This window comes from Ferruginibacter sp. HRS2-29 (genome assembly GCF_024343615.1).
Taxonomy (GTDB): domain Bacteria; phylum Bacteroidota; class Bacteroidia; order Chitinophagales; family Chitinophagaceae; genus Ferruginibacter.
In genome coordinates, this window is record NZ_RJUB01000003.1 from 26,797 (window position 1) to 41,018 (window position 14,222).

Here is a 14,222-nt window from a genome sequence, read left to right on the forward strand (position 1 = left end):
TTTTGAAACCCACAATACTTCATTGTCACATGAACAAAGAGCTGAATACATAGTTTAGAAGCTGTACATTCACCCTACACCCGTTTGGGCTGATAATATAAAATGATCGCCCCGCCTGCAAAGGGTTTGGTTTTTACAAGTTGAAGGTTGATCGTTTCGGTGATATCTCTAAACAGCGGCAATCCGCTCCCGGTCACAACGGGATGTATGCAGAGCTGGTATTCGTCTATCAGGTTAAGTTTGGTAAGGGCCACGATCAAACCGGGACTGCCCACCAGTATGTCCTTCCCGGGCTGCCGGCGTAGAGCGGATACTTCTTCTGCGGGATCCTGATCTGCCAGGCGGGCGCTTTTCCAGCCGGTATTTTGCAGGGTGCGGGAAAAAACGATCTTTGGGATCTTGTCGATCGCTATGGCAAATTCTTCCATGGACGGCTCGGCGGTTGGATCTTTCAAAACAGATTTCCAGTACTCCATCAATTGAAAAGTTTTTCTGCCATATAAAATAACACCTGCATCATTCAAAAGACCGGTATAATGCTTATGTATTGCTTCATCAGGAATACCGGCGGTATGGTCGCAGAAACCATCGACTGTCATGTTGATCGCCGCGATTAGTTTACGCATATTTTCTTTATTTTTAAATAAATATCAACTGGCTGTACCCGGGTTGTGAAGATAAGGCTTCCGGCAATAACCCATATGATCTTCCCCTGGAATAACCCTTGTATTTCAATTCTTAATTCTTAATTAATATGATGTTATTGCTGCTGCTGATCTTCATCATCATTCCTCTTATTATCATACTCTGGATATCGTACCTTACCGGTAAACAAGTGCACAGATCGTTGCTGAAGAAAGAATCGCCTTATGCCGGCCTCATAGCGGTGGCGATCAGCGTAGTATTGTTTGGATTACTCACGATCAGCGGCTGGTATATTTTTACGCATTCGGTGGAGTTGAGGCGATAGAGGGGAAATACATAAAAAATAAGAAAGTGCGGGAACATCATGAGTTGCCATGCTTATAATGTTGTAACACTTTCTTATTTTTTATTCAACATTTCTTATTCCTTATTTCTTGACCCAACCATTTTAACCGCCCCACCCGTTTATCATGCAAAACAACTTTGTATGATAAAATTTTTACTGCCGGTCTTCCTGTGCATGACCGTTATGAGCAAGGCGCAAACCAATTCATCTTTCGACGTACACTTCGATACCGATAAATTCACCCTTACCATGGATGCCACCACAAGCCTCGATAGTTTTGTAAAAGCAAATCCCAAGGGCATCAAAATGAAGCTGTACGGGCATTGCGACGTGATGGCGGGATATGAATACAACGATGTATTGTCGCTGAAAAGAACGCATGCGGTAAAAAATTACCTGGTAAAAAAAGGGGTTTCCCCGGAGGCTATCACGGAAGAAAAAGGATTCGGCAAGCGCCGTCCGCTCAACCGCAACCGTGGCGAAAATGAGATGTATCTCAATCGCCGGGTAGAAATTGTAACGGGTGATGATGAGTTGATGGAGAAAGAACCCCTTGTAAAAACACTCACCCAGGAACTGGACGATACGAAAAATACTGTTGGCAAAAACATCGTTTTGAAGAACATGAATTTTTATGGTGGCACACATGTGATCGTTCCGCAATCGCTACCCGTACTGCTCGAACTGCTCGATTACATGAAGAAAAATCCCGCACTCGAAATAGCGGTAGAAGGACATATCTGTTGCCAGGAAGGTGAGGGCGATGGACTGGATATCGGTACACATACAAGAGATCTTTCGGTAAACAGGGCGAGGGAAATTTGTACTTATCTGAATCAGAATGGAATTGCTTCTTCGAGGTTACGCTTCAAAGGTTTTGGCCATCAGCAGCCACTAACGCCTTATCCGGAAAAAACGGAGGAAGAAAGGACCGGCAACAGGCGGGTGGAGATAAAGATCCTGAGGAAATAGTTCGAATTTCCGTTGCCCCGGCCTGCATACGGGGCAATGGAAATTCGACCCAAGGGAATAAATTCATTTGCCCGAACGCTCCGCCAACGACAGTTGGCACAATCTATGCAAGACTATACGTATACAAACGCTTAGAAACGTATGTATTTTTTTATTAAACGAATATACGGTAGACGTTTGTAGAACATTTTGCACAGAAATAATTTGCTAACATATATTTTATATCATCTTAAAAATTAACAACCATGAACAAGTCAAAAGTTATAAAAGGATTGGTGATCGGGGCAGCAGCAGGAGCAATCGTATACACATTGTTTGCGACCAAAAAAGGAAAAAAATTCAGGAAAATGATGGCTGAAAAAGGCGGAGACTGGAGCGAAGTGGTGAAGACCAAATTCAACGAATTGGGTGAAACGCTCAAACAACAATATGGCAAGGCAAAAAGTACCGGCAGCGACATACTGGAAAAAGGAAAACGTAACGCCGAAGAAGTTAAACATGACGCCAAATACGCCATGTAAAGATTGATCCTTTTACTTTCCCCCGCAGCAGCAATGCGCCGGGGGAAAGTAATTTTAGCCTACTCTACTACCTATTAATTCTCCCTTATGTCCATCACTACCACCGAAGAACTCCAACTGGCCATGACCGGGCTCAATGCTAAGCGCATCAGCCAGGAGCAGGAATTTAAAACAAAACTTCAGGATGCGAAGGATTGGATAAAACCAAAGAATATACTCAAACGTGGGGTTTCCAATATGATGCACTCCGATTCAAAAGGCGAAATGCTGCTGAAAGCCGGTGCAGGCGTAGGTGTGGTAGCCCTCACAGGAAAACTCCTTGCAAAAAATTTCAAGAAGATCGGTGGATTTTTCCTTAAGAAAACCGTTCGGAGATTTCTACCGTTTTAAATCTATGATATATGATATATGATGTATGATGTATGATATATGATATATGATCTGCAATGGATGATTGTATAAATATTAACTCGTTAAAGTGATCGATATTATAGATTACTTCAACCACGAAGACATCTCACATCATACATCATACATTTCATTTAGTTTTTTTATTGCTTTCCCTATATCTGCTCCTTTCCCCAACACCGGTTTAAAAATATCACCCATTTCTTTTACTCTTTCCACTGCCGTATGAATGTTGAAATCCGTCATCTTCATCCCTTTTTTTACCTCATCCCAATGCAAGGGCATCGACACTGTGGCGCCGGGTTTCGGCCGGACGGAATATGCAGCTACGAGCGTCGCCTGCGGACGGTTTTGTAGAAAATCGATATAAAGCTTTCCCCGCCGGTTGGAAGTAAGCCGTTCGATACTGGTAAATTTTGGCAATTGTTCCTGTACCAGATGGGCGATCAGCTTGCCGAACTCTTTCGAAATTTCGTAGTCATATTTTTTAGCCAACGGAACGTAAATGTGCAATCCGGTGGAGCCGGAAGTTTTACAATAACAATCCACTCCCGCACCTGCGAGGATGTCGCGGGTGACATTGGCTGTCTCGATCACCTGATCAAAATGATTTTTATCCGGATCAAGATCTATGATGCACCAATCCGGATTGGAAGGCTTTTTATACGTACTGCTCCAGGGATTCATTTCGATACAACCGAGATTGGCCATATACAATAATGCCGCTTCATCATTGCAAAGCATGAAATTCTTATCGACCCCTTCGCTGCTGTAAGGAAATGTATTGATCCATGATGGCACTTTGCCGGTAACATCTTTCTGGTAAAAACTCTTGCCGTTGATGCCATTGGGAAAACGGTTGAGCGACTGCGGCCTGTCTTTAAGATATGGTAAAATATACGGCGCCATCTGGTAATAATAATTGATGAGATCGCGTTTGGTGATCTTTTCTTTTGGCCAGAATATTTTGTGAAGGTTGGAAAATTTCAATTCGTGCCCTTTCACTTTTCGCACCTGCGTTTCATCAGATGGATTCAGGAGCGTATGGCCGGATGTTTTGGGCGCCACTTTTTTCAATGCTTTCGAAACTGCCGCAGATCTTATCACGGTCGCGGGCGCTTTTACCGTTTTATCACGGTGTACAGCAGTAGCTGCTTTATCAGTCCGCATGCCCTCAAACGAAGGATGCCGCATCACGCCATCACTGGTAATTTCACGGTAAGAAACCTCACACACGAGTTTTGGCTTCAGCCATGTAGCCTGCGCTTTTGGTGGTGTTGGCCTGAAACGGGATGATTTATTTACATCGGGCACTTCCTCAAACGGCGATGTTTTTACGATCAGCGGGCTGAATAATTTCATCATATCCTTCTGCACCTTTTCAGTAAAGCCGGTGCCGATCTTGCCGGTGTAGACCAGTTTTTTATTTTCAAACAAACCCACAAGTAATGAGCTGAATTGTTTGGCCGTACCTTCATTCCGGGTGAAGCCCCCGATCACTACTTCATGGCGCAACTGTGTTTTTATCTTCAGCCAATCGGCAGAACGTGCGCCGGGGAAATATTCCGAGTCTGCTTTTTTGGCCATGATGCCTTCCAGCCCCAGTTTTTCCGCTGCCGCAAAAAATTCTGTTCCGGAGCTTTCCACATCTGCGCTCAGCAAAATATTTCCGGAAGCTGGTAAAATCGATTTTAATATTTTTCGTCTATCCGTAAATGGTAGATGGCAAAGATCTTTGCCATTGTACCATGGAAGATCGAATACATAATACAGAAGTTGTCCATCGGCTTCGCTGCGCCAGTTTTGCAGCAAACCAAAATTGGCCATCCCTTTTTCATCCGCCACAATCACTTCGCCATCCAGTACCGCATTGAGGTTCATTTTTTTCAACTCATCATAAATAGGATAAAATTTTTCATCGAATGATTTGTTATTCCGCGAAAGCAGGGAAACCTTTTTTTTGTAACAATGTGCTACGGCGCGATAGCCGTCCCATTTGATCTCGTACAACCAGCCGGGGGTATCGAATGGCTGATCGGTGAGCGTAGCGAGCATGGGGGAAATGAATTTGGGAGCCGGGGAAGGTTTTCCTTTTTTTAGCAACCCGGAAATATCAGTTGTACGTTTTGATGCAGTCACTATGGGGATACCCGGGATATTTTTTTTTCTCGTAGATGTTGCCATGTAAGAGGATGGTTAAATATTGTGCCAATTGTGCGCTGGAGCATGACTGTAACATGTTAGCCAATTTTGTTCAGGACAAACCTTTTTCTTTTTTCAAGCTTCAACACTTCATCGGGCTTGTAGAGTGTTTTCCCTTTTTTATCCGCTAAACCCAGTGCAAGATTGAGTTGGCGGCTGAGATTGTCGGCTTTGATGTTGCGGGGTTTTACTGCCTGGTAATGGTTGAGGTGAATGGTTATTGCCTGATCGATCACTTTCTTTTCTTCTTCATATTTTTTGAGCTTTCGATAGATGATCATCAGGCGGTTAAGCGCGGGCAAAGCCGTAGATGGGGTGCGGAGGAGTTTTTTATAGACTATAACAGCCTGTTTTAAATCGCCTGCTTTTTCAAGCACACGGGCTGCGGTGATGGTTGCGGTATTTGAAAGGGCAATCTTCATGATAAATGAGGGGCAAAAGTTGAACCACAGCATCAGCGCGCCCCGACGGCCCAGCGCAAGGCACGTCCTTGCGCTGGGCGGGGTAAATCTTTCAATAAATATACTCCGCTGTGTTTCGCCATGACGCTGCGTAGCTGTGGCAAAATTTGTTAATTTTTCAAAATTTTATTTGCTTAAATGAAAAAGCTCCTTACCTTCGCTTAACGGTGTTAGATTATTTACACCTCTTAATTTATTCATCATGGCCAGCAAGGAAAGAATACAGCGATTAAAAGAAGAGACGAGGATCAGCATCCTTGATGCTGCCTTTAAGATAGTGAAGAATGAAGGCTGGCAGTCGTTGAGCATGCGCAAGATCGCCGATGAGATTGAGTATACCGCCCCCATCATATATGAATATTACGCCAATAAGGAAGCCATCCTGCAGGAACTGACCAGGAAAGGTTACCGGGTACTTACGGCCGAACTGGCCGAGGCACGCGATACACAGGCTATACCGGAAAAACAACTGGAAGCTATGTGGCTGGCGTACTGGGACTTTGCATTTGCCCATAAGGAATATTATCAGCTGATGTTTGGTGTGGAAATGAACTGTTGTGTGATGAAGACCGAATGTCCGGAAATGCAGTCACCGGCAAAAATGATCACGGATGTGATACAAAAGATACTGCAGGTTCCGCTGGATAATGACGCGGTTTGCACCAAATATTACACGTTCTGGTCGGTGGTACACGGACTCATCTCTATCAATATCGTTCGCCAGGGAGTGAGTGACGAGATCAACCAACAGATCCTGAAAGACGCTATCAATGGCATCATACGTTCTATGAAAGACTAGAACATTTTTTTTGCCCAATTACTTAACACCATTAAATGATTTTACTGATTTAAAAAACGCTAAAGACCTCCGGGGTTTCTCAAAACCCCGGAGTGTCTTAAACTAAAAGACTTCTTACCCCAAAAGATGCCCGGAGGGTTTGAAAACCTACGGAGACTGTCGAAAATCAATATTTTTTTTACCCATTCGCTTAACATCGTTCAACAATTTAATAACGTTTATGAAACAATTACTTTCCATCAAAACTTTACTCCCCGCGCTACTTTTGTTCCTGGCGGGATGCTCTGCTAAAAAACCTGAAACCGCCGCTGCCCCGCCCCCGGAGGCTTTTCCGGTAGTGCAGATCAGCCAGGCTTCGACCACTACCTATTCTGATTACCCCGCTTCCATTGAAGGCACCACCGATGTGGAAATTCGTCCGCAGGTAGAGGGTTTCCTTGAACAGGTATTGGTAAACGAAGGTGCCTATGTAACTGCCGGTCAACCACTTTTCAGGATCAACGACCGGCTTTACCGCGAGCAGCTGAACAGCGCCAACTCAAGCCTCTCGGCATACAACGCGGCTATCACCAATGCACAACTCGAGATCGATAAACTGACTCCGCTGGTACAAAATAAAGTGGTGGCAGAAATACAATTGAAAATGGCGCAGGCAGCTTACAAAGCCGCCGTGGCCAATGCCCAGCAGGCAAAAGCAGCGGTATCGGCCGCCAATATCAATCTTGGTTATACGATCGTTCGTGCACCGGTAAGCGGTTACATCGGGCGCCTGTTGAAAAAACAGGGAAGCCTGGTATCGCGTGCCGAACCTGCTCCGCTCACTACCCTTTCGGATGTACATGAAGTACATGTTTATTTCGCCCTCGGCGAAACTGATTTCATTGGTTTCAAAGAACATTACAAAGGCAACAGCATCGAAGAAAAAATAAAGAGCCTTCCCCCTGTATCGTTGATATTGGCCGACAACAGCATTCATCCGCAGCAGGGAAAAATAGATATCGTGGATGGTCAATTTGACCGTACCACCGGCGCTATCACTGTAAGGGCAAGTTTCCCAAACCCGCAAGGTTTGTTGCGCTCCGGCAATACCGGCAAGATCCGTCTTGGCCTGCAACATCCCGATGCATTGCTTGTTCCGCAGGCGGCTACGGTAGAAGTGCAGGATAAAATTTATGTATACCTCGTATCCGACAGCAACAAAGTGAACAGGAGCCCCATCACGATCATCGGCAAAACGGGCACCGATTACCTGGTAAGCTCGGGCGTGAAAGTGAATGACAAAATTGTGCAGAACGGGCTCGATCACCTCCAGGATGGCATGGTGATCACACCAGCCAAACCTGTGACTAGTGTGGCTTTGAAGAATTAATTTTTATTTATCTCTAACTAACATTTTTATGTTCAAGAAATTCATAGAACGGCCAGTCATGGCCACCGTGATCTCCATCCTGCTCGTTATACTGGGCCTGATCGGACTCAAATCTTTACCCCTTCAGCAGTTTCCCGATATCGCCCCACCGGCTGTGCAGGTGACGGCTTTTTACCCGGGTGCGAATGCTGAAACCGTACTCCGCTCCGTTGCACCATCACTCGAAGAATCGATCAACGGTGTGGAAGACATGAGCTACATGAGCTCAACCGCCAGTAATGACGGTTCGCTGGTGATCACCGTCTATTTCAAACTCGGTACCAATGCCGACCAGGCCGCGGTGAATGTGCAAAACCGTGTAGCGCAGGCCACGAGCCAGCTTCCGGCCGAAGTAGTGCAGGCAGGTGTTACCACATCGAAGCAACAAAACAGCCTGTTGGTAGTAGTTGATCTTTATGCGGAAGACGAAAAGACGTATGACCAGACTTTCCTGGCGAACTATGCGCAGATCAACATCATCCCGGAGATCAAAAGGATAAAGGGTGTGGGACAATCGATCATCTTTGGTGGTAACAAGGATTACTCGATGAGGGTGTGGCTGAACCCTGCGCAGATGAGTGCTTACAATCTCGTGCCGCAGGAAGTGATGGCGGCCATACAAGACAAGAACCTTGAAGCGGCTCCCGGTAAACTCGGCGAAAGCAGCAAAGAATCTTTTGAATATATCATCAAGTACAAAGGAAAACTGAACCAGCCCGGAGATTACGAAAACATCGTGATCCGTGCCAATCCTGATGGCTCGATGCTTCGGCTGAAAGATGTGGCCCGTGTGGAATTCGGAGCGTATACATACGGAAACTATACGCGTACAAACGGAAAACCCGGCGTTAATATCGCTTCGTTTCAATTGGCAGGCTCCAATTCCAACGAGATACAGATCGCTATCGCGGAACTGATGAAAAAAGTTTCCAAAAATTTTCCGAAGGGCATCAGTTATACCACTATTTATGATACCAAGATCCCGCTCGACGAATCGATCGCACAGGTGAAACACACGCTGATAGAAGCTTTCATACTCGTGTTCATCGTGGTGTTCATCTTCCTGCAGGATTTCAGATCGACATTGGTACCGGCCATCGCCGTACCAGTTTCTATCATCGGTACTTTCTTTTTCATGCAGCTGTTCGGGTTGTCCATCAACCTCTTCACTTTGTTCGCGTTAGTACTCGCTATCGGTATCGTGGTAGATGATGCCATCGTGGTGGTGGAGGCCGTACATGCCAAAATGGAGCACCGGCACCTGCCGGCAAAAGCCGCTACCCTTTCGGCGATGCGGGAAATTACCGGCGCTATCATTTCCATTACCCTGGTGATGAGTGCAGTGTTCTTACCAGTGGGTTTCATGAGTGGTTCAACCGGTGTATTCTATCGCCAGTTCGCATTCACACTTGCCATCGCCATTGTGATATCCGCTGTAAATGCACTTACGCTTAGTCCTGCTTTATGTGCCTTATTCCTGAAAGATGTTCATACAAGTGATCCATCCATTCCTGCAAAAAAACTGACCTTCAAAGAAAAATTCTTTGCAGGATTCAATTCCGGTTTTTCAAAGCTTACCAATAAATATATTGGCAGCCTGCGTTTTCTTGCCCGTTACAAATGGGTGGCGATCACCAGCCTGGTGCTCATCATCGCATCTACTTTTTACCTGGTGCAAAAAACAAAAACAGGTTTTATTCCATCAGAAGATCTCAACTTCTTCGCCATCGCGTTATCCATGCCTCCGGGTTCATCATTGGAACGCACTACCGAAGTCATCAAGGAAGGAGAAAAAGTACTGAGCAGCATCGAAGCAAAAAGAGCGGTGATGGGATTGTCAGGTTTCAACATCCTTACACAATCTTCCAATCCCTCTGCTGCTGTGGCATTCGTGTCGTTCAAGCCTTCGGCTGAAAGAGGAAAGATCAAAGACATAAACGTAATGATGAATGATACGCGGCAGAAACTGGCGCAGATCAAAGGAGGAAATTTCTTCGTGTTCACGTTCCCGACAGTTCCGGGTTTCAGCAATGTGGATGGTTTGGACCTGGTGTTGCAGGACCGCACCGGCAACGGAACGCTGAACAGGTTTGCAGAAGTATCTACCAGTTTCATCGGTGAACTGATGAAACGTAAGGAGATCGCATTTGCCTTCACTTCTTTCAAAGCGGATTACCCGCAGCTCGAACTGGAAGTGGATGATGAAAAAGCCGAACAACTGGGCGTTAAAGTAAAAGATGTGCTGCAATCATTGCAGGCTTATTTCGGTAGTGCGCAGGCATCCGATTTCAATCGATTTGGTAAATATTATCGTGTGATGGTGCAGGCCGATCCCAAAGACAGGGCGAATGCGGACGCGATCAATGGTATCTCCGTGAAGAACCGTACCGGAGAAATGGTGCCGATCAGCACACTGGTAAAACTGAACCGTGTGTACGGACCAGAAACCGTATCGAGGTATAACCTGTTCAATTCGATCGGTATCAACGCTATCCCAAAACCCGGTTACAGCACCGGTGATGCAATAAGAGCTGTAGAAGAAGTGGCGAAAACCAGCCTGCCAAACGGTTACACGCAGGAGTTCACGGGTCTTACAAAAGAAGAGATCTCGTCGGGTGGACAATCAGCAGTGATCTTCGGGCTTTGCCTGCTCTTCGTTTACTTCCTGCTGGCAGCGCAATACGAAAGTTACATCCTACCAATGGCTGTAGTACTGTCTATCCCTGCCGGTATCCTGGGTGTATTCTCTGCTATCGGTTTGGCTGGTATCGAAAACAACATTTATGTACAGGTAGCGCTGGTAATGCTGATAGGGCTGCTCGCCAAAAATGCCATCCTGATCGTAGAGTTTGCGGTGCAAAGAAGGCATGCGGGCAAAACGCTGATCGCCTCTGCATTGGAAGCCGCGAAGCTTCGCCTGCGCCCGATCATCATGACATCACTCGCGTTCATCGTGGGTATGATACCGATGATGCGTGCCACCGGGCCGTCTGCCCAAGGTAACCATTCGATCAGTATCGCCGCAGCAGGCGGAATGATCGCCGGAGTAATTCTCGGTTTGTTCATCATACCGATCCTATTCATCATTTTCCAGTACATACAGGAAAAGATCACCGGCAAACCAAAAGCTATCCAACAATCTGCACACACACTTTCTGTGGTACCGCAGCTTGAACTGAATTAATAATGCCGTCTTCGACAAGCTCAGACTGACAGCAACTGTCGTGTTGGGCTTGTCGAAACATGGATAAGAAAAGGGCCTGCACAGATGACTTCATCTTAATAGCCCGATACGTTTAATAACAAGGAGTTTTAAATAAAAGACCATGAACACAAAATTCAAATTATATGCTTTCATCGTGCTGGTATTGTACGCCTGCAAGATCACAAAGGATATCAACATAACGGAAGCACCCGTAGCGGAAAGTTTCAGGGATGTGTCTACCTCCGACACTACCAGCATCGCTGATGTACAGTGGAAAGATTTCTTCACCGATCCGGTATTACAAAGCCTGATTGACAGCGCGCTGATCAAAAATTTTGATATGCAACTGGCGTTAAAAAATATCGGGCAGGCGCAGCTTGCGGTCAGCCAGGTAAAGTGGGATTATATTCCGGCCGCTTCGCTCAACATAACGGCAGGGTCTAACCGCCCTTCGGATAACAGCCTGAACGGACTGAGCCTGAGCCAGTTTCTGAAGAAATCACACATTGAAGATTTCAACGCGAATGTGTCGCTTTCATGGGAAGCGGATATCTGGGGAAAGATCCGCAACAAACAGAAGAGCGCGCTGGCGCAATACCTGCAGACTGGTGAAGCAAAAAAAGCGATCCAGACCAATATCATCGCACAGGTATCTCAAGGATATTATAACCTCCTGATGCTGGATGCACAGCTCGCTATCGCGAAGAAAAACCTGGCACTCACCGACAGTACTTTGTTCATCACAAAATTACAATTCGGTTCAGGGCAGGTGACTTCACTGGCGGTGCAACAGGTGACTGCACAGGAACAAAATGCTGCGCAACTGGTACCACAATTTGAACAGGACAGGATCTTACAGGAAAATGCCCTGAGCATCCTCACCGGCAAATTGCCCGCGGCCATCAATACATCCACTTCATTGGATGCTATCCACCTCCCTGCTTCCCTGAATGCCGGTATACCTACGGCAATGGTTAAACGCAGACCGGATATCCGCAGACGCGAACTCGATCTTACGATCGCCAACGCAAACGTGGGCATTTCGCAGGCAAGCATGTACCCTTCCCTTACCATCACTGCCGCCGGCGGATTGAATTCCTTTAAAGCGAGCAACTGGTTCAACATTCCGGCTTCGCTGTTTGGTGCAGTAGCCGGTGGAATATCGCAGCCTTTGCTGCAACACAAACAGTTGAAAACACAACTGGAAACTGCCAAAATAGAAAGAGAGAAAACAGTGCTCGAATTCAGGCAGGCTGTGTTGCTGGCCGTTGGCGAAGTATCCAATGCATTGGCAAAACTGGATAAGATTAAAGTGCAGAAAGGGATAGCGGCGAAGAGGGTGGCTACTTTGCAGCAGGCGACCTCGAATGCAGGATTACTGTTTCAAAACGGCATGGCAAATTACCTGGAAGTGATCACAGCGCAAAGCAATGTATTGCAGGGCGAAATTGAACTGGCCATGTTGAAACGTGCGGAATTGGGCGCAGCGGTTGAGTTGTATCGTTCGCTGGGTGGTGGGCAGTAAACACGGATTACACGAATGAAAACGGATTACACGAATTCGGGGAGATAGGTGCGAAAAACAAGAGAGGAATATTACATCTCCATATAAAATAACGGCCGCTTCGGAAGAAGTGGCCGTTTGATTTTTTTTCCGCAGATGAGCGCAGATGGATAGCACGCAGCGGAAAAACTTCTCCTCGATGAACCTTAGCGGTCGCCTTCGGCAAGCCCGGTTTGACGATATAAATAATAATAAACTCTCAGTATCTTTGTTTCGTTACTAAAACTTATGGCAACACATCCAAATTACAAACAGGAACTGGCGCCGGTGATTGCTGCCAGCTGGTTTACACTCGATCCGGGCACTTACGTTTATACCAGTGCAGAAAAGGTCAACGACCCCGAAAAGCATCTTTTGGTGGTGAGGGATGGCATTGAGATCACCGTGGTCACTGATATTTCCAACCTGCCGATGGAAGGCAATTACAAAGAAAATAAGGAACGCTGGAAACTGCTGAATATCCGCTGCGGCAGCCCGTTTTATTGTGTTGGTTTCATCGCATACATCACCGATACGCTGGCCGTAGCCGGAATTGATATTGTGATCACGTCCAGCTTTTCGAACGACCTGATACTTGTTATGGATAAAGATCTTGAAAGAGCGATCATGTTGTTGAAAGAAGCTGGGTTCGGGCACAGAAGTGAATGAGGAAACATGAAACCCCGGCAGTTTACACCCTGCCTTTATTTATTAATGTCGGGTATAAATTGGAAATAAGTTCAAAGGTTCCAAAATTTCTTCCATTAAAAACAACTCTTGAACCTTTGAACTTCCTGAACCTTTGAACTTTTTAATTACACTGGTATTGATAAGTATAATTGGTGCTTGAATTTCACAGGGTCATTTTCAACCCGGTAATTCCTTCGTTCCCAAATGTGTATTCGTATGTGTTGATGTCCCCGCCGGAGAAAAGTGACTTGATGGCATTTTTGGTACGGTAGATGTTTATGTTTTGGGTCTTCTGGATCAGATCCAGATAATCTCCTTGCTGTGCAGGTTTATCAGCATAGTATTCGATGTTGGTAACATTATTTCCCTGTGTAAGCATTACCATATTTCCGTTCTCCCATTTAAGGATGTTGACGATCGGCTGCGAGCCGTTAGAATATGTAGTAGTAGCTTTAATAAGCTGTGTACCGCTATATTCATATGTATCGTTGTACCATTGAGTACCATCGGCGTTTGTTTCAGTCTTTACATTGGTCGTAAGTCCATTGGCACCATTAGTAATGATCTTCTTCTGCGAAAAAGCGCCATTGAAGGTTTCGTTCGATACTACATTGTTGCCACTGTAAGCATAGGTGATGCTCGTTTTACCGGAAATATAACTACTTACTTTTCCTTCTGCGTTGTAAGTAAAGTTGATCGGATCAGTTCCAGGTGCAGAAACGGTGATGATACGGCAGGTTTGCGATGGCGCCTCCTCTTTTTTACAGCTACTGACTAAGCTTGCTGCGGCGAGCAATATTACTGGTACGGATAAAAACTTTTGTGTTCTCATTAGTTTGTTCTTTTTGTGTTGATTGATTAATATTTATTTGATGATTATAAAATGATGGTAAAAAATATAAAAGACCTTATCGTTAAAGCCGTGTACTCTTCAATGCGGTTTAAATGATTTAGTGAAGCAAAACTAAAACCCACTCTTCGCAAAAAGCCTTTCTGTTGTGCGTATGACAGGCCTTAATAAA

General features: G+C 45.6%; 13 protein-coding genes. 9 read left to right on the forward strand and 4 right to left on the reverse strand.

Going from position 1 to position 14,222, the window contains the following annotated elements; genetic code table 11:
- Positions 1-74 precede the first annotated feature (74 nt).
- Positions 75-626, reverse strand: coding sequence for a dihydrofolate reductase family protein (locus EGI32_RS01665; protein WP_255153619.1), 552 nt, complete (start codon positions 624-626; stop codon positions 75-77).
- Between the two features lie 128 nt (positions 627-754).
- Between EGI32_RS01665 and EGI32_RS01670 the strand changes: the two genes are divergently transcribed.
- The 4 genes from EGI32_RS01670 to EGI32_RS01685 all read left to right on the forward strand — a co-directional run bounded on the left by EGI32_RS01670 (position 755) and on the right by EGI32_RS01685 (position 2,874).
- Positions 755-970, forward strand: coding sequence for a hypothetical protein (locus tag EGI32_RS01670; RefSeq protein ID WP_255153620.1), 216 nt, complete (start codon positions 755-757; stop codon positions 968-970).
- A gap of 162 nt (positions 971-1,132) precedes the next feature.
- Positions 1,133-1,963, forward strand: a complete 831-nt coding sequence (locus EGI32_RS01675) for an OmpA family protein (protein WP_255153621.1) — start codon at positions 1,133-1,135, stop codon at positions 1,961-1,963.
- 245 nt (positions 1,964-2,208) lie between these two features.
- Positions 2,209-2,484 carry a YtxH domain-containing protein gene (locus EGI32_RS01680; RefSeq protein WP_255153622.1) on the forward strand — a complete coding sequence of 92 codons (276 nt, stop codon included), beginning with the start codon at positions 2,209-2,211 and terminating at the stop codon, positions 2,482-2,484.
- 87 nt (positions 2,485-2,571) lie between these two features.
- Positions 2,572-2,874: a hypothetical protein gene (locus EGI32_RS01685; protein WP_255153623.1), complete on the forward strand. Its 303-nt coding sequence runs from the start codon at positions 2,572-2,574 to the stop codon at positions 2,872-2,874.
- 132 nt (positions 2,875-3,006) lie between these two features.
- Here the strand turns inward: EGI32_RS01685 and ligD are convergent, their stop codons facing one another.
- On the reverse strand, positions 3,007-5,076 hold the full coding sequence (gene ligD / locus EGI32_RS01690; protein ID WP_255153624.1) for a DNA ligase D: 2,070 nt from the start codon (positions 5,074-5,076) through the stop codon (positions 3,007-3,009).
- Between the two features lie 56 nt (positions 5,077-5,132).
- Positions 5,133-5,516 (reverse strand): hypothetical protein, encoded by a 384-nt coding sequence (locus EGI32_RS01695; RefSeq protein ID WP_255153625.1) that lies wholly within the window; start codon positions 5,514-5,516, stop codon positions 5,133-5,135.
- A gap of 241 nt (positions 5,517-5,757) precedes the next feature.
- On the opposite strand from EGI32_RS01695, the gene EGI32_RS01700 reads away from it, so the two are divergent.
- From EGI32_RS01700 to EGI32_RS01720, 5 genes are all read left to right on the forward strand, one after another.
- Entirely contained in the window at positions 5,758-6,354 is a 597-nt protein-coding gene (locus EGI32_RS01700; RefSeq protein ID WP_255153626.1) for a TetR/AcrR family transcriptional regulator, read from the forward strand.
- 220 nt (positions 6,355-6,574) lie between these two features.
- Positions 6,575-7,723: an efflux RND transporter periplasmic adaptor subunit gene (locus EGI32_RS01705; RefSeq protein ID WP_255153627.1), complete on the forward strand. Its 1,149-nt coding sequence runs from the start codon at positions 6,575-6,577 to the stop codon at positions 7,721-7,723.
- Positions 7,724-7,751: 28 nt separating this feature from the next.
- Entirely contained in the window at positions 7,752-10,946 is a 3,195-nt protein-coding gene (locus EGI32_RS01710; RefSeq protein ID WP_255153628.1) for an efflux RND transporter permease subunit, read from the forward strand.
- Positions 10,947-11,088: 142 nt separating this feature from the next.
- Positions 11,089-12,492, forward strand: coding sequence for an efflux transporter outer membrane subunit (locus tag EGI32_RS01715; RefSeq protein ID WP_255153629.1), 1,404 nt, complete (start codon positions 11,089-11,091; stop codon positions 12,490-12,492).
- A gap of 267 nt (positions 12,493-12,759) precedes the next feature.
- Positions 12,760-13,179 carry an ACT domain-containing protein gene (locus EGI32_RS01720; RefSeq protein ID WP_255153630.1) on the forward strand — a complete coding sequence of 140 codons (420 nt, stop codon included), beginning with the start codon at positions 12,760-12,762 and terminating at the stop codon, positions 13,177-13,179.
- A 184-nt stretch (positions 13,180-13,363) separates the two neighbouring features.
- Here the strand turns inward: EGI32_RS01720 and EGI32_RS01725 are convergent, their stop codons facing one another.
- Positions 13,364-14,032 (reverse strand): hypothetical protein, encoded by a 669-nt coding sequence (locus tag EGI32_RS01725; RefSeq protein ID WP_255153631.1) that lies wholly within the window; start codon positions 14,030-14,032, stop codon positions 13,364-13,366.
- Positions 14,033-14,222: the final 190 nt, after the last annotated feature.